Here is a 15,109-nt window from a genome sequence, read left to right on the forward strand (position 1 = left end):
GGGAAGCCGGCGGGCCGGAGACAGGGGTACACCTGACAGACCTCGTAAAAAACTCCAAAAGCGTTCGGCGGAATTTGGGTAAATATACAGATTTGCCTTGACAGAAGAGGGCAGAACGATTAAACTAAAAACGGATAATTGTCGGCAGGCAACAGGGGGCCTTCCGATTGTTTTCTGCCCATGCGGCCCATGCGGCCTGCATATAAAACCCAAAGCGTACAGGATACCGGACACAGGAGGAGAAGATACCGTGATTGGAAACGTCGTTGCCGCCCTGATCGGGCTGGCAGTTGGCGGCGTGATCTGCTTCTTCCTCGGTATTCGCTACCGGAAAACCGTTTCTGAAAAGGAAATCTCAAGCGCGGAAGAAGAGGGAAAGCGCATCATCAACGAGGCCATCAAGAGCGCCGAGACCAAGAAAAAAGAGGCACTGCTGGAAGCCAAAGAAGAGATTTTGAAGAACCGCAGCGAGTACGAGAAGGAAGAGAAGTCGCGCAGAGCCGACCTGCAGCGGCAGGAAAACCGCCTGCAGCAGAAGGAAGAGAACCTCGACCGCAAGACCGAGGCTCTGGAGAAGAGAGAGGAGTCCCTGGCCCAGAAGCATGCGGCCATCGACAAGGAAAACGAGGAGATCAAAGTCATCAAGCGCAGCCAGACGGAGATGCTGGAGCGGATTTCCGGCTTCACCGCCGAGGAGGCCAAGGCCTATCTGATCGCTCAGGTGGAGGCCGAGGTGACCCACGAGACCGCCCTCAAGATCAAAGAGGTCGAGTCCCGGATGAAGGAAGAGTGCGAGGCGCGCGCCCGGGAAGTGGTGGCCCAGGCCATCCAGCGGTGCGCTGCTGACCAGGTGGCCGAAATGACCGTCAGTGTGGTTCCCCTGCCCAATGACGAGATGAAGGGCCGCATCATCGGCCGCGAGGGCCGCAACATCCGCACCATCGAGACCCTGACGGGTGTGGATCTCATCATCGACGACACGCCCGAGGCCATCACCGTCTCCTGCTTCGAGCCGGTGCGGCGGGAGATCGCCCGCCTGGCCCTGGAGAAGCTGATCGCCGACGGCCGCATCCATCCCACCCACATTGAGGAGATGGTGGAGAAGGCACGCCGGGAAGTGGAGAACACCATCAAGGCAGAGGGTGAGCGCGCCGTGTTCGAGTGCGGCGTGCGGAACCTGCACCCGGAGCTGGTGAAGATGCTGGGCCGCCTCCACTACCGGACCAGCTACGGCCAGAACGTCCTGCAGCACTCCATCGAGGTCAGCCACATCGCCGGCATGATGGCCTCCGAGCTGGGTGCGGATGTCCAGGCAGCCAAGCGGGCCGGCCTGCTCCACGATCTGGGCAAGGCCGTGGACCACGAGCTGGAGGGCACCCACGTGTCCCTGGGTGTGGAGTTCGCCCGGAAGTACAAGGAGCGGGAGGACATCATCCACGCCATCGAGGCCCACCACAACGATGTGGAGCCACGGACCGTGGTGGCCTGTCTGGTGCAGGCGGCAGACGCTATCTCCGCAGCCCGCCCCGGTGCCCGGCGGGAGAATCTGGAGAACTACATCAAGCGTCTGGAGCAGCTGGAAACCATCACCGGCTCCTATCCCGGCGTGGATAAGGCCTACGCCATCCAGGCCGGCCGCGAGGTGCGGGTCATGGTGAGGCCCGAGCAGGTCAGCGAGGACCAGATGGTCATCCTGGCCCGGGACCTGGCCAAGAAGATCGAGGAGGAAATGGAGTACCCCGGTCAGATCAAGGTCCACGTCCTGCGGGAGACCAAGGTCATCGAGTACGCGAAATAAGAATTGCAGCAAGGCGGCGGGCCATCGGCCCGCCGCCTGTTCTTGGTTTCGAAGAAGGGTACTTCCGTCAGCAGATGGGAGCCGCCGGAGCACATAGCCTGCCTATATGGACGAATCTCCTGCAGGAAAGCGCCCTGCTTTCCTCTCAAATATCAAAGAGAGCAAGCTTCGGCGCAATATCAGTTCTGCAAATGCGGAACCAGGGAGCCATAACAGTTGACTTTTTCTCCCAGAGTGGATACAATAAATGTTCAGTGTAAACTGCGCCGAAGGACGGCGCGATCATAGAGAAAAGGATGAAGACTATGGCACAGGATAAGAGACAGGTGGACGCCATCACCGCACGGGACGTAGACTTCGCCCAGTGGTACACGGACGTCTGCAAGAAGGCGGAGCTGATCGACTACACCTCCGTGAAGGGCATGTTCATCTACCGGCCCTACGGCTACGCCCTGTGGGAGAATATCCAGGCGGAGCTGGACCGGCGCTTCAAGGCCACGGGGCACGAGAATGTGTACCTGCCGGTGCTGATCCCGGAGTCCCTGCTCCAGAAGGAGAAGGACCATGTGGAGGGCTTTGCACCCGAATGTGCGTGGGTCACTGTGGGCGGCAGTGAGAAGCTGGAGGACCGCTGCGCTATCCGCCCCACTTCGGAGACGCTCTTCTGCGAACATTATGCCAACATCATCCACTCCTGGCGGGACCTGCCCAAGCTGTACAACCAGTGGTGCAGCGTGCTGCGGTGGGAAAAGACCTCCCGCCCCTTCCTGCGCCATCGGGAATTCCTGTGGCAGGAGGGCCACACCATGCACGCCACCGCCGAAGAGGCCCGGGAAGAGACCATGCAGATGCTGAACATCTACGCGGACTTCATGGAGAACGTGCTGGCTATGCCTGTCATCAAGGGCCGCAAGACCGACAAGGAGAAGTTCAACGGCGCAGAGGAGACCTACACGGTGGAGTGTATGATGCACGACCATAAGGCCCTCCAGGCGGGCACCAGTCACTACTTCGGTGACGGTTTTGCCAAGGCGTTTGACATCACGTTCACTGGCAAGGACAACCAGCCCCACTATCCCCACCAGACCAGCTGGGGCGTCAGCACCCGGATGATCGGCGGCATCATCATGACCCACGGCGACGACAACGGCCTGGTGCTGCCTCCTCGGATCGCCCCCACCCAGGCGGTGGTGATCCCCGTGGCGGCCCACAAGCCCGGGGTGCTGGAGGCGGCGGCCTCTCTGCGGGACCGGCTGAACGCGGCCGGCGTGCGGAGCAAGATGGACGACTCTGATAACTCCCCCGGCTGGAAGTTCGCAGAGTATGAGATGAAGGGTGTGCCCGTCCGGGTGGAGATCGGCCCCAAAGACATGGAGAAGGAGCAGTGCGTCATTGCCCGGCGGGACACCGGCGAGAAGATCACCGTGGCCCTGGCGGAGCTGGAGAGCGCCGTGAAGGCCCTGCTGGATCACATCCATGACAATCTGTATGCCATGGCCCTGAAGAACCGGGAGGACAACACCTTCGACATCCAAACTCCCGAGGAGGCCAAGGCCATTGTGGAGGGGAAGGGCGGCTTCCTCCGGTCCAAGTGGTGCGGCAGTCTGGAGTGTGAGCTGGCCATGAAGGAGCGGGCCGGTGTCAGCTCCCGCTGTATGCCCCTGGTCCAGAGCGGCACGGAGGGCACCTGCCCCGTGTGCGGCAGGAAATGCACCACCGACATCTACTGGGGTGTGGCTTATTGAGAACGAAAAGGGAGGAGGGGAACGCCCCCTCCTCTCTTTTTCAGCAGTCCGGAAGGGCTGAAACCGACGGTTTTCCTCCAAAATTTCGGAAGAATTGGAAAAAGATCCAGCCCTCCAAAAAAATCTTCATATTTTCATAAAAAACAGAGAAAATAGGCTTGACATTAGCAAGATTTTCTTTTATGATAATAAAGCTCGCGTGGAGGGCAGAACTGCGCCCGGCGAGTACTGCGATGAACCGGGAGATTGCTCGAAAGAGGTAACTTCCGGGGAGTATGTCCGATAATCGGGCGGCTGAGAAGGATCTGTACGTTGCGTAGATCGCTGCGCCATGACAGGATACCGGCCGTATCATGCGCCGGTATTTTTCATGAGCTGGAATGATACGCACGGTTAAGCGTATAGAAAAATTCTCTCGCCGTAGGTCGTCGAGACTCGTGAAACTACCTACGAAATCAGGAGGAAACAACCATGGCTCAGAAAGAAATGATCCGCATCCGGCTGAAGGCCTATGACCATCAGGTCATCGACCAGAGCGCAGAGAAGATCGTGGAGACCGCCAAGCGCACCGGCGCTTCCGTGTCCGGCCCCATCCCTCTGCCCACCAAGAAGGAAGTCGTCACCATCCTGCGGGCCGTCCACAAGTACAAGGACAGCCGCGAGCAGTTTGAGCGCCGCACCCACAAGCGCCTCATCGACATCACCAAGTCCACCCCCAAGACGGTGGAGGCCCTGATGGCCCTGGAGCTGCCTGCCGGCGTGGAGATCGAGATCAAGCTGTAACCAATTAAAGAGGGGATGAAATCCCCCCTTTAGATTCCCCCTCGCCAGTGTGCGCACTGGCGGCGCCGCCCAGGGCGGCTGAGTCAAGGTATTTTCGCCACGTACACGCCGCGGCGAAAATAGATTGAAAATTGTTTGCTGTCCATGTCTGCCGTCTTGCGAGGCAGACGGGTCATGTCGGCAGAGCAATGCGGCGGGACCCAACCCGCACGTATCTAAGCCGACCAATAACCTTTAAGGAGGAACAACCATGAAAGCGATCATCGGCAAAAAAGTGGGCATGTCCCAGATTTTTGACGAGAACGGCCATGTGATCCCCGTCACCGTGATCGAGGCGGGTCCCTGCGTGGTCGTGCAGAAGAAGACTTCCGAAAAGGAAGGCTATGAGGCGGTCCAGCTGGGCTTTGAGGACATCTCTGAGCGCAAGCTCACCAAGCCCGAGAAGGGCCACCTGGACAAGGCCGGCGTGGCTCCCAAGAAGTACCTGCGGGAGTTCGATCTGGAGAATGCCGCCGAGCTGAACGTGGGCGACATCGTGAAGGCTGATGCCTTCCAGGCGGGCGACTTCGTGGATGTCACCGGCATCAGCAAGGGCCACGGCTATCAGGGCGTCATCAAGCGCCACGGTGCCCACCGCCTGAAGGAGACCCACGGCTCCGGCCCTGTGGCCCGTCAGATCGGTTCTCTGGGCGCTACCAGCCACATGTCCAAGATCATCAAGGGCACCATCGGCGCCGGCCACATGGGCGTGGAGCAGGTGACTGTCCAGAACCTGAGCGTCGTCAAGGTCGACCCCGAGCTGAACATGCTGGTGGTCTGCGGCGCGATCCCCGGCCCCAAGGGCGGCCTCGTGACCATCAAGTCCACGGTCAAGGTCCACAAGGTCAAGCAGGCCGGCGCTGACATCAGCAAGAACCCGCAGAAGGCCTCCGGCCGCAACCCGCAGAAGGCCTCCGCCAGAAACAAGTAAGAAAGGGGTGCTTGATCAATGTCTACTATGAAAGTGTTGAACATGGCCGGCGCAGAAGTCGGCACTGTGGAACTGAACGACGCGATCTTCGGCATCGAGCCCAACCAGACCGTCGTGCACGAGGTTGTCAAGAACCACCTCGCCAACTGCAGACAGGGTACCCAGAGCGCCCTCACCCGCGCCGAAGTCTCCGGTGGCGGCAGAAAGCCCTGGCGTCAGAAGGGCACCGGCCACGCCCGGCAGGGCAGCACCCGTGCTCCCCAGTGGACCCACGGCGGCATCGTGTTTGCCCCCAAGCCCCGGGATTACAGCTATGTGCTGAATAAGAAGGTCAAGCGCCTGGCGCTGAAGTCCGTCCTCTCCGCCAAGGTGGCCGAGGGCCAGATGGTGGTCATCGACTCCATCAAGATGGACGCCATCAAGACCGCTGACTTCCGCAAGTTCCTCACCGCCGTCGGTGTGGACGGCAAGGCCATGGTGGTCACCCCCGCCGTGGATCAGACCATCGTCAAGAGCGCGCGGAACATCCCCGGCGTTGTGACCACTCCCGCTTCCATCCTGAGCGTCTATGACATCCTGAACGCCAAGTATCTGGTCGTGGACAAGGACGCCCTCGCAAAAATCGAGGAGGTGTACGCGTAATGGCTACCGCTTACGATATTATCATCCGCCCCATCATCACCGAGCGCGCCATGTCCGGTGCCGCCGACAAGAAGTACGTCTTCGAGGTGGCCAAGGACGCCGGCAAGATCGAGATCAAGAAGGCGGTGGAGGAGATCTTCGGTGTGAAGGTTGCCTCTGTCAACACCCTGACGGTGCCCGGCAAGGAGAAGCGCATGGGTGCCGGCCGTCCCGGCATGACCAAGACCTGGAAAAAGGCCTATGTCCAGCTGGCGGCGGATTCCAAGACCATCGAGTTCTTCGAAGGTATGGTCTGATAAACGGAAGGAGTGTAACGCGACATGTCTATCAAAACTTTTAAGCCGACGACTCCCTCCAGACGGCAGATGACGGTCTCCGGGTTCGACGGCATCGACAAGAAGGCGAAGCCCGAGCCCAGCCTGACTGAGCCCCTGAAGAAGAGTTCCGGCCGCAACAGCTACGGCCGCATCACCGTCCGCCACCGCGGCGGCGGCAACAAGCGCAAGTACCGCATCATTGACTTCAAGCGGGACAAGATCGGCTCCGCCACCGTGCTGCGCCTGGAGTACGATCCCAACCGCAGCGCCAACATCGCTCTGATCCAGTATGAGGACGGCGAGAAGCGCTATATCCTGGCGCCCCTGGGCCTGAAGGCCGGCCACAAGATCATGACCGGCCCCGAGGCGGACATCCTGCCCGGCAACGCCCTGCCCATCGCCAACATCCCTGTTGGTACCGTGATCCATAACATCGAGCTGCATCCCGGCAACGGCGCCCAGCTGGTGCGCTCCGCCGGCACCGCCGCTCAGCTGATGGCCAAGGAGGGCGGCGACGCCCAGATCCGCCTGCCTTCCGGCGAGGTCCGCATCGTGCGCACCAACTGCTACGCCACCATCGGTCAGGTTGGCAACATCGAGCACGAGAACATCAACATCGGCAAGGCCGGCCGCAAGCGTCACATGGGCTGGCGTCCCACCGTGCGCGGCTCCGTCATGAACCCCAATGACCACCCCCACGGCGGCGGCGAGGGCCGCGCACCCGTCGGCCGTCCCGGCCCGGTGACCCCCTGGGGCAAGCCCGCCATGGGTTACAAGACCCGCAAGGGCAAGAACCCCACCAATAAATTCATCGTCAAGCGCCGCAACGAGAAGTAAGGAGGCAAGTCAATATGAGCAGATCCATTAAAAAAGGCCCGTATGTTGCCCCGGAGCTTCTGAAGCGGGTCGAGGAAATGAACGCGAAGAACGAGAAGAAGGTCCTCAAGACCTGGAGCCGGAGCTCTACCATCTTCCCCGCCTTCGTGGGCCACACCATCGCCGTTCACGACGGCCGCAAGCACGTGCCTGTCTATATCCAGGAGGATATGGTCGGCCACAAGCTGGGTGAGTTCGCGCCCACCCGCACCTTCCGCGGCCATCGGAAAGATTCTTAATGAAGGAGGATGCAGAACATGGAAGAGATGAAGATTGCCAAAGCGTATCTGCGCTATGTCCGCATCGCTCCCCGCAAGGTCCAGATCGTGTGTGATCTGATCCGCGGCAAGGACGCCGGCACCGCCATGGCGATCCTGATGCAGACCCCCAAGGCCGCTTCCGAGCCTCTGATGAAGCTCCTGAAGTCCGCCTGTGCCAATGCCGAGAACAACTTCGGCATGGACCCCGCCAAGCTGGTGGTGTCCGAGGTGTTCGCCACTCCCGGCCCCATCCTGAAGCGGATGATGCCCCGGGCTCAGGGCCGCGCCTATCGGATTAATAAGAAGACTTCTCACGTCACCCTGGCTGTGACGGAAAAGGCATAAGAGGGAGGAGAACAGTTTTATGGGACAGAAAGTAAATCCCCACGGCCTGCGCGTGGGCGTCATCAAAGACTGGGATTCCCGTTGGTATGCCAGTGATGAGAAGGTCGGCGATCTGATCGTCGAGGATCAGAAGATCCGCAAGTACCTGAAGAAGACCCTGTACGGCGCCGGTGTTCCCAAGATCGAGATCGAGCGGAGCAACGAAGTCGTCACCATCTTCCTCCACTGCGCCCGGCCGGGCATGGTCATCGGCAAGGGCGGCGAGCAGATCGAGCAGTATCGTCTCGCTGTGGAGAAGCTGATCGGCAAGAAGGTGCGCCTGAACATCGTCGAGGTCCGCAACCCCGACATGAACGCCCAGCTGGTGGCGGAGAACATCGCCCAGCAGCTGGAGAAGCGTATCTCTCACCGCCGCGCCATGAAGAACGCCATGGCCCGCGCCATGCGCGCCGGCGCCAAGGGCATCAAGGTTTGCTGCTCCGGCCGTCTGGGCGGACGTGAGATCGCCGGCGTGGAGCACTATCACGAGGGCACCATCCCCCTGCAGACCATCCGCGCCGACATTGAGTACGGCTTCGCGGAGGCTGCCACCACCTTCGGCCGCATCGGCGTGAAGGTCTGGATCTACAAGGGAGAGGTCCTCTCTCAGACCCTGCGCACCACCCCCCGCACCATGGACACCTCCAAGCCCTACCAGGAGCGTCGTGAGCGTCGTCCCCGCCGGGATGGCGACCGCCGCGGCGGTTTCGGCGACCGGCGCCAGGGCGGCGGGTTCAACCGTGACCGTCAGGGCGGTTTCAACCGCGGCCAGGGCCGTCCCCAGGGCGGTTTCAACCGTGCCACCAATCCCAGCCGTCCGGCTGCCCCCGCGGCGCCCGCGGCACCCGCTAAGGAAGGAGGAGCCCAGTAATGCTTCTGCCGAAGAGAGTCAAGTATCGCCGTGTACACCGCGGCCGTATGACCGGCAAGGCCACCCGCGGCAACACCATTGCCTACGGTGAGTTCGGCCTGCAGGCCCTGGAGCCCGCCTGGATCACCAGCAATCAGATCGAGGCGGCCCGTATCGCCATGACCCGCTACACCAAGCGTGGCGGTCAGGTTTGGATCAAGATTTTCCCCGACAAGCCCGTGACCAAGAAGCCCGCTGAGACCCGCATGGGTTCCGGTAAGGGTTCCCCCGAGTTCTGGGTTGCCGTCGTGAAGCCCGGCCGCATCATGTTCGAGATCGCCGGCGTGTCTGAAGAAGTTGCCCGCGAGGCGCTTCGTCTGGCCAGCCACAAGCTGCCCATCAAGACGAAGATCGTCGCCCGCACCGAGGAAGCAGGTGAGTGAAGATGAAGGCAAGTGAAATTCGTAGCATGACCCCCGAGCAGCTCAACGAGAAGCTGGTGGGCCTGAAGAAGGATCTTTTCTATCTGCGTATGCAGCACGCCACCAATCAGCTGGATAATCCCCTGAAGATCCGGGAGACCAAGCATGACATTGCCCGAGTCAAGACCATGTTGCGTCAAAAGGAGCTCTCCGGAGCTTCTGACAAGCAGTAAGAAGGAGGGAATCGAACATGAACGAAGAGAAGAGAACTTCCTCCCGCAAGACCCGGGTCGGCAGAGTCGTATCCGACAAGATGGACAAGACCGTGGTCGTCGCCATTGAAGACCGTGTGGCCCATCCCCTGTACAAGAAGATCGTCGGCCGCACTTACAAGCTGAAGGCCCATGACGAGGAGAATGCCTGCGGCATCGGCGACCGGGTCAAAGTGATGGAGACCCGCCCCCTGTCCAAGGACAAGCGGTGGCGCGTGGTCGAGATCATTGAAAAAGCGAAGTAAGGAGGTGCCGTTATGATTCAGCAGGAAACATTTCTGAAGGTGGCCGATAATACCGGCGCCAAGGAGATCAAGTGCATCCGTGTCCTGGGCGGCTCCAAGCGGAAGTTCGGCAACATCGGCGATGTGATCGTCGCGTCCGTCCGCAAGTCCACCCCCGGCGGCACGGTGAAGAAGGGCGAGGTCGTCAAGGCCGTGATCGTCCGCAGCGCCAAGGGCGTCCGCCGGGCGGACGGCACCTATGTCCGTTTCGACGACAATGCCGCCGTCCTGATCAAGGATGACAAGAACCCCAGAGGCACCCGTATCTTCGGGCCGGTTGCTCGTGAGCTGCGCGACAAGGATTACATGAAGATCCTGTCCCTCGCTCCCGAAGTGATTTGAGGAGGGCAGCGAAATGGCTATGAACATTAAGAAGGGCGATACCGTTGTCGTCCTGTCCGGCAAGGACAAGGGCAAGCAGGGCAAGGTGCTGGGCACCGTTCCCGGCTCCCTGAAGGTTGTCGTGGAGGGCATCAACATGGTGACCTGCCACGTCAAGCCCCGCAAGCAGGGCGAAGAGGGCGGCATCATGAAGCGCGAGGCCGCCATTGCCGCCTGCAAGGTGCAGGTGGTGTGCCCCAAGTGCAGCAAGGGCACCCGCGTCGCCCACAAGATCGAGGGCGGCAAGAAGACCCGCGTGTGCAAGCACTGCGGCGCTGAGCTGTGAGAAAGGAGAGCTGACAAATGGCCAGACTGAAAGAAAAATACACTGCCGAAGTCGCTCCCGCCCTGATGAAGCAGTTCGGCTACAAGAGCGTCATGCAGATCCCCAAGATCGACAAGGTGGTCGTGAACGTGGGCTGCGGTGAGGCGCGTGAAAACTCCAAGGTTCTGGAGAACGTGGTGGGCGATCTGAGCCAGATTACCGGCCAGAAGCCCGTCATTACCCGGGCCCGCAAGTCCATCGCAAACTTCAAGCTGCGTGAGGATATGCCCATCGGCGCCAAGGTCACCCTGCGGGGCGACAAGATGTGGGAGTTCCTGGACCGCCTGTTCAACGTGGCCCTGCCCCGCGTCCGTGATTTCCAGGGCATCAACCCCAACTCCTTCGACGGCCGCGGCAACTATGCCCTGGGCATCAAGGAGCAGCTGATCTTCCCCGAGATCGAGTACGACAAGATCGACAAGATCCGCGGCATGGATGTGGTCATCTGCACCACCGCGCACACCGATGAAGAGGCCCGCGCCCTGCTGGAGCAGGTCGGCGCTCCCTTCGCCCGCTAAGGAGGAAGAAACGATGGCAAAGAAATCCATGATTCTCAAGCAGCAGCGGGCTCCCAAGTTCTCCTCCCGGAGATACAACCGCTGCAAGCTGTGCGGCCGCCCCCACGCCTATCTGCGTGACTACGGCGTCTGCCGTATCTGCTTCCGGGAACTGGCCTACAAGGGCGAGATCCCCGGCGTGCGGAAGGCCTCCTTCTGAGAGGCGCCCCGCGCAACCAAATTTTGTGACCACGGGCTTTTGATATGGAGCCTTTGGCAGATCGGATGGCGAAAGGTCATGACGAATTGGGCACCACGCGCGAGCGGACTGCTCCATTCGCCATGATACCTCGCTGCCGCAGCGGTCTCGAGAGAGCCGCAACTCTAAAATAGGAGGATTTATTATGCATATCACCGATCCGGTTGCGGATATGCTGACCCGCATCCGCAACGCCAACAACGCCAAGCACGACACCGTTGATGTTCCCGCCTCCAACATGAAGAAGAGCATCGCTCAGATTCTGCTGGATGAGGGCTATATCAAGAACTTCCAGGTGGTGGAGGACGGAACCCAGGGTGTCATCCACATCTCCCTGAAGTACAACGCGGGCAAGGAAAAGGTTATCACCGGCCTGCGCCGCGTCTCCAAGCCCGGCCTGCGCGTCTATGTGGGCGCCGACGAGCTGCCCCGCGTGCTCCGCGGCCTGGGCATCGCTATCATCTCTACGTCCAAGGGCGTCATGACCGACAAGAAGGCCCGCGAGCTCCATGTCGGCGGCGAGGTCCTGGCATTCGTTTGGTAAGGAGGGTATTGGACCATGTCTAGAATTGGCAGAATGCCCATTACCGTTCCCGCCGGCGTCACCGTCAATGTCGCCGAGGGTAATGTGGTGACCGTTAAGGGACCCAAGGGCGAGCTGACGAAGGCTCTGCGCCCTGAGATGATTCTTAAACAGGAAGGCAGCACGATCACCGTGGAGCGTCCTTCCGACGACAAGCTGCACCGCAGCCTCCACGGCCTGACCCGCACTCTGCTCCATAACATGATCGTCGGTGTGACCGACGGCTACAAGAAGGAGCTGGAGGTTAACGGCGTCGGCTACCGTGTGGCCAAGGAGGGTAAGAACCTGGTCATGAACCTGGGCTTCTCTCACCAGGTGATCGTTTCTGAGATCGAGGGCATCACCATCGATGTCCCCGCTCCCAATAAAATCGTCATCAACGGATGCGACAAGCAGGCTGTCGGCCAGTTTGCGGCCGAGGTCCGCGAGAAGCGTCCTCCCGAGCCTTATAAGGGCAAGGGCATCAAGTACGCCGATGAAGTCATCCGCCGCAAGGTCGGTAAGACCGGCGCCAAGAAGTAAGGAGGTGTGCCGATATGATTAAGAGACCGAATACCAACGCCCAGCGCCTGAAGCGCCACAAGAGAGTGCGCGCCAAGATCTCCGGCACCCCTGAGATGCCGCGTCTGAATGTGTTCCGCAGCGAGGCCAACATCTACGCCCAGGTCATCGATGATGTCAACGGCGTGACCCTGGCTTCCGCTTCCTCCCTGGACAAGGCCATCGAAGGTTACGGCGGCAATATCGCCGCTGCCACTGCCGTTGGTAAGCTGGTGGCCGAGCGCGCCAAGGCCAAGGGTATCGAGACTGTCGTGTTTGACCGCGGCGGCTATCTGTACCACGGCCGCGTGAAGGCTCTGGCTGAGGGTGCCCGCGAGGGCGGCCTGAAATTCTAAGGGAGGAGGAACGACAACATGCCTAGATTTGAAAGAGAACAGAGCGAGTATATCGAGAAGGTCGTTTCCCTGAACCGCGTCTCCAAGACCGTCAAGGGCGGCCGCGTGATGAAATTCTCCGCCCTGGTCGTCGTGGGCGACGGCAAGGGCAAGGTGGGCTATGGCCTGGGCAAGGCCGCTGAGGTCCCCGAGGCCATCCGCAAGGGTATCGAAGCTGCCAAGAAGAACATGATCACCGTGACCCTCTCCGGCACCACTGTGCCCCACGAGACCATCGGTGAGGCCGGCGCCGGCCGCGTGCTGATGAAGCCCGCTGCCCCCGGTACCGGCGTGATCGCCGGCGGCGCTGTGCGTGCCGTCGTCGAGGCCGCAGGCATCAAGGATATCCGGACCAAGTGCCTGCGTTCCAACAACCCCAACAACGTTGTCGCCGCCGCCTTCGAGGGCCTCAAGAGCATGCGCGGTCCCGAGGAGGTCGCCCGCATCCGCGGCAAGAGCGTCGAAGAGATCGTGGGTTAAGGAGGCGCAAAAATGGCAAACTTAAATATTAAGCTCGTCAAGAGCCTGAACGGCCGCCTGGAAAAACAGGTCGCCACCGCTCATTCCATGGGCCTGCGCAAGATCGGTGACATCACCGTGCAGCCCGACAACGACCAGACCCGCGGCAAGATCGCCAAGATCGGCTACCTGCTGCAGGTCACAGAAGTGAAATAAGGAGGCACGGAATTATGAAGTTGAGCGAACTGTCTCCCGCCGAGGGCTCCGTCCGGGCCCCGTACCGGAAGGGCCGGGGCGCCGGCTCCGGCAACGGAAAGACCGGCGGCCGCGGTCACAAGGGCCAGAAGGCCCGCTCCGGCGGCAAGATCCGTGTTGGCTTTGAAGGCGGCCAGATGCCTCTGGCCCGCCGCATCCCCAAGCGCGGCTTCAACAACATCTTCGCAAAGCCCCTGGAGATCGTGAATCTCAGCACCCTGGATCAGTTCCAGGACGGCGATACTGTCACGGTCCACGCGCTGCTGGAGAAGGGTATCCTCTCCAAGTGCCGCTACGGCTACAAGGTTCTGGGCAGCGGCAAGCTGTCCAAGAAGCTCACTGTCCAGGCTTCTGCTTTCTCCGCTTCTGCCAAGGAGGCTATCGAGGCAGCAGGCGGAAAGGCCGAGGTGATGTAACGTGATCCAAACCATTCGCAAAGCGTGGGGCATCCCCGAACTGCGGAAGAAGATCATTTTTACACTCCTCATCCTGTTGATCTTCCGGATCGGCAACGCCATCACGGTGCCTTACGTGGATGTCGGCCTGCTGGAGACCTATCTGGATCAGATGGGCGGCACCATTCTGGGCCTGTACAACGTGATGTCCGGCGGCGCCTTTGCCCAGGCAACGGTCTTCGCCCTGAGCATCCAGCCCTATATCAACGCATCCATCATCATCCAGCTGCTGACTGTGGCCATCCCGGCCCTGGAGCGGCTGGCCAAGGATGGCGGTGAAGAGGGACGGAAGAAGATCCAGTCCATCACCCGCTATACCACTGTCGGCATCGCCATCCTGCAGGCGGTCGGTTACTATTTCATGATGCGCAACTACAACCTGCTGGCATCTGATGCCACCGGCATCTGGCCCGCACTGGTCATCGTCGTGTCCTTCATCGCCGGCTCCTCCTTCGTCATGTGGATGGGCGAGCAGGTGACGGAGTTCGGCATCGGCAACGGCATTTCCATCATTCTGTTCGCCGGCATCCTGTCCCGGATCCCCACCTCTGTCAGCTCTCTGTACAGCGGCGTGGTGAGCTGGGCCAACGGCGGCGCTGCCGCGGACGGTGCGCTGCACCCGGCTCTGGTGGTGTTGCTGCTGGTGGGCGTCCTGGCGCTGGTTGTGTTCGTCGTGTTCATCAGCGACGCAGAGCGCCGCATTCCCGTCCAGTATGCCAAGCGGCAGGTGGGCCGGAAGATGTACGGCGGCCAGAGCTCTCACCTCCCCATGAAGGTGAATATGTCCGGCGTTCTGCCCATCATCTTCGCCCAGAGCATCGCGTCTCTGCCCGTGACGATCTGGACCTTCATCGGTATTCCCGAGGAGGAGACGGTTTCCCGGGCAATCTACGACGCCATCGATACCCAGTCCTTCATCTATATGATCGTGTATTTCATCATGATCATCGGTTTCAGCTATTTCTACTCCACCATCCAGTTCAATCCGGTGGAGATCGCCAACAACCTGAAGAAGCAGGGCGGCTTTATCCCGGGATTCCGTCCCGGCAAGCCCACTGTGGACTTCATCAAGAAAGTCCTGAGCAAGATCACCCTGTTCGGCGCCATTTATCTGGGCATCGTGGCGATCTGCCCGCTGCTGCTGGGTAAGGCTGTCGGCAACGCTTATCTGGCGATCGGCGGCACCTCCGTCATCATCGTGGTCGGCGTGGCTCTGGAGACTGTCAAGGCGCTGGAGGCCCAGATGCTGATGCGTCAGTACAAGGGCTTCCTGGAATAAGAGAGAAGGCGTTTCAATTGAAGCTGATCCTGTTGGGCGCCCCTGGCGCCGGTAAGGGAACACAGGCAGAAATCCTGT

General features: G+C 60.6%; 24 protein-coding genes. All 24 read left to right on the plus strand.

The annotated features are described in order from the left end of the window. Positions 1 to 250 precede the first annotated feature (250 nt). Positions 251 to 1,798, plus strand: a complete 1,548-nt coding sequence (rny, locus tag HMPREF1546_RS17290; protein WP_021752184.1) for a ribonuclease Y — start codon at positions 251 to 253, stop codon at positions 1,796 to 1,798. A 305-nt stretch (positions 1,799 to 2,103) separates the two neighbouring features. Continuing rightward, on the plus strand, positions 2,104 to 3,543 hold the full coding sequence (proS, locus tag HMPREF1546_RS17295) for a proline--tRNA ligase (protein ID WP_036630538.1): 1,440 nt from the start codon (positions 2,104 to 2,106) through the stop codon (positions 3,541 to 3,543). 471 nt (positions 3,544 to 4,014) lie between these two features. Continuing rightward, positions 4,015 to 4,326: a 30S ribosomal protein S10 gene (gene rpsJ / locus HMPREF1546_RS17300; RefSeq protein WP_021749668.1), complete on the plus strand. Its 312-nt coding sequence runs from the start codon at positions 4,015 to 4,017 to the stop codon at positions 4,324 to 4,326. 250 nt (positions 4,327 to 4,576) lie between these two features. Then, entirely contained in the window at positions 4,577 to 5,296 is a 720-nt protein-coding gene (rplC, locus tag HMPREF1546_RS17305; RefSeq protein WP_021749667.1) for a 50S ribosomal protein L3, read from the plus strand. A gap of 18 nt (positions 5,297 to 5,314) precedes the next feature. Next, positions 5,315 to 5,938, plus strand: coding sequence for a 50S ribosomal protein L4 (gene rplD / locus HMPREF1546_RS17310; RefSeq protein ID WP_025544363.1), 624 nt, complete (start codon positions 5,315 to 5,317; stop codon positions 5,936 to 5,938). Further along, positions 5,938 to 6,234, plus strand: a complete 297-nt coding sequence (rplW, locus tag HMPREF1546_RS17315) for a 50S ribosomal protein L23 (protein ID WP_021749665.1) — start codon at positions 5,938 to 5,940, stop codon at positions 6,232 to 6,234. Before rplD ends, rplW begins: the two co-directional genes overlap by 1 nt. 24 nt (positions 6,235 to 6,258) lie before the next feature. Next, on the plus strand, positions 6,259 to 7,092 hold the full coding sequence (gene rplB, locus HMPREF1546_RS17320; RefSeq protein WP_025544366.1) for a 50S ribosomal protein L2: 834 nt from the start codon (positions 6,259 to 6,261) through the stop codon (positions 7,090 to 7,092). Positions 7,093 to 7,106: 14 nt separating this feature from the next. Continuing rightward, positions 7,107 to 7,370 (plus strand): 30S ribosomal protein S19, encoded by a 264-nt coding sequence (rpsS, locus tag HMPREF1546_RS17325; protein WP_021749663.1) that lies wholly within the window; start codon positions 7,107 to 7,109, stop codon positions 7,368 to 7,370. 18 nt (positions 7,371 to 7,388) lie between these two features. Further along, positions 7,389 to 7,736, plus strand: coding sequence for a 50S ribosomal protein L22 (rplV, locus tag HMPREF1546_RS17330; RefSeq protein WP_025544367.1), 348 nt, complete (start codon positions 7,389 to 7,391; stop codon positions 7,734 to 7,736). Between the two features lie 19 nt (positions 7,737 to 7,755). Further along, a complete protein-coding gene (gene rpsC, locus HMPREF1546_RS17335) occupies positions 7,756 to 8,646 on the plus strand; it encodes a 30S ribosomal protein S3 (protein WP_021749661.1) in 891 nt (296 codons plus the stop codon). Further along, positions 8,646 to 9,068 (plus strand): 50S ribosomal protein L16, encoded by a 423-nt coding sequence (rplP, locus tag HMPREF1546_RS17340; RefSeq protein WP_021749660.1) that lies wholly within the window; start codon positions 8,646 to 8,648, stop codon positions 9,066 to 9,068. The genes rpsC and rplP overlap by 1 nt, the downstream gene beginning before the upstream one ends. A gap of 2 nt (positions 9,069 to 9,070) precedes the next feature. After that, positions 9,071 to 9,280 carry a 50S ribosomal protein L29 gene (gene rpmC, locus HMPREF1546_RS17345; RefSeq protein WP_025545553.1) on the plus strand — a complete coding sequence of 70 codons (210 nt, stop codon included), beginning with the start codon at positions 9,071 to 9,073 and terminating at the stop codon, positions 9,278 to 9,280. 17 nt (positions 9,281 to 9,297) lie between these two features. Beyond that, positions 9,298 to 9,564, plus strand: a complete 267-nt coding sequence (rpsQ, locus tag HMPREF1546_RS17350; RefSeq protein WP_021749658.1) for a 30S ribosomal protein S17 — start codon at positions 9,298 to 9,300, stop codon at positions 9,562 to 9,564. A 12-nt stretch (positions 9,565 to 9,576) separates the two neighbouring features. Next, entirely contained in the window at positions 9,577 to 9,945 is a 369-nt protein-coding gene (rplN, locus tag HMPREF1546_RS17355; protein ID WP_016321001.1) for a 50S ribosomal protein L14, read from the plus strand. A gap of 13 nt (positions 9,946 to 9,958) precedes the next feature. Further along, complete coding sequence (gene rplX, locus HMPREF1546_RS17360) at positions 9,959 to 10,270, plus strand: 50S ribosomal protein L24 (RefSeq protein ID WP_021749657.1); 312 nt, start codon at positions 9,959 to 9,961, stop codon at positions 10,268 to 10,270. Positions 10,271 to 10,287: 17 nt separating this feature from the next. Continuing rightward, a complete protein-coding gene (rplE, locus tag HMPREF1546_RS17365) occupies positions 10,288 to 10,827 on the plus strand; it encodes a 50S ribosomal protein L5 (RefSeq protein WP_021749656.1) in 540 nt (179 codons plus the stop codon). 13 nt (positions 10,828 to 10,840) lie between these two features. Next, the gene (locus tag HMPREF1546_RS17370) at positions 10,841 to 11,026 is read left to right on the plus strand and encodes a type Z 30S ribosomal protein S14 (protein WP_021749655.1); all 186 of its coding nucleotides are present in this window, start codon (positions 10,841 to 10,843) and stop codon (positions 11,024 to 11,026) included. A 184-nt stretch (positions 11,027 to 11,210) separates the two neighbouring features. Next, the gene (gene rpsH, locus HMPREF1546_RS17375) at positions 11,211 to 11,609 is read left to right on the plus strand and encodes a 30S ribosomal protein S8 (RefSeq protein WP_021749654.1); all 399 of its coding nucleotides are present in this window, start codon (positions 11,211 to 11,213) and stop codon (positions 11,607 to 11,609) included. A 15-nt stretch (positions 11,610 to 11,624) separates the two neighbouring features. Next, a complete protein-coding gene (gene rplF / locus HMPREF1546_RS17380; RefSeq protein WP_025544558.1) occupies positions 11,625 to 12,170 on the plus strand; it encodes a 50S ribosomal protein L6 in 546 nt (181 codons plus the stop codon). A 14-nt stretch (positions 12,171 to 12,184) separates the two neighbouring features. Beyond that, a complete protein-coding gene (gene rplR / locus HMPREF1546_RS17385; RefSeq protein WP_021749652.1) occupies positions 12,185 to 12,544 on the plus strand; it encodes a 50S ribosomal protein L18 in 360 nt (119 codons plus the stop codon). Positions 12,545 to 12,562: 18 nt separating this feature from the next. After that, positions 12,563 to 13,063, plus strand: coding sequence for a 30S ribosomal protein S5 (gene rpsE / locus HMPREF1546_RS17390; protein WP_021749651.1), 501 nt, complete (start codon positions 12,563 to 12,565; stop codon positions 13,061 to 13,063). Positions 13,064 to 13,075: 12 nt separating this feature from the next. Beyond that, positions 13,076 to 13,258, plus strand: coding sequence for a 50S ribosomal protein L30 (gene rpmD, locus HMPREF1546_RS17395; RefSeq protein ID WP_021749650.1), 183 nt, complete (start codon positions 13,076 to 13,078; stop codon positions 13,256 to 13,258). Between the two features lie 14 nt (positions 13,259 to 13,272). Beyond that, on the plus strand, positions 13,273 to 13,713 hold the full coding sequence (rplO, locus tag HMPREF1546_RS17400) for a 50S ribosomal protein L15 (protein WP_021749649.1): 441 nt from the start codon (positions 13,273 to 13,275) through the stop codon (positions 13,711 to 13,713). A 1-nt stretch (position 13,714) separates the two neighbouring features. Then, positions 13,715 to 15,031: a preprotein translocase subunit SecY gene (secY, locus tag HMPREF1546_RS17405; RefSeq protein ID WP_021749648.1), complete on the plus strand. Its 1,317-nt coding sequence runs from the start codon at positions 13,715 to 13,717 to the stop codon at positions 15,029 to 15,031. Positions 15,032 to 15,109: the final 78 nt, after the last annotated feature.

This window comes from Oscillibacter sp. KLE 1745 (assembly GCF_000469445.2).
GTDB classification, from domain to species: domain Bacteria; phylum Bacillota; class Clostridia; order Oscillospirales; family Oscillospiraceae; genus Oscillibacter; species Oscillibacter welbionis.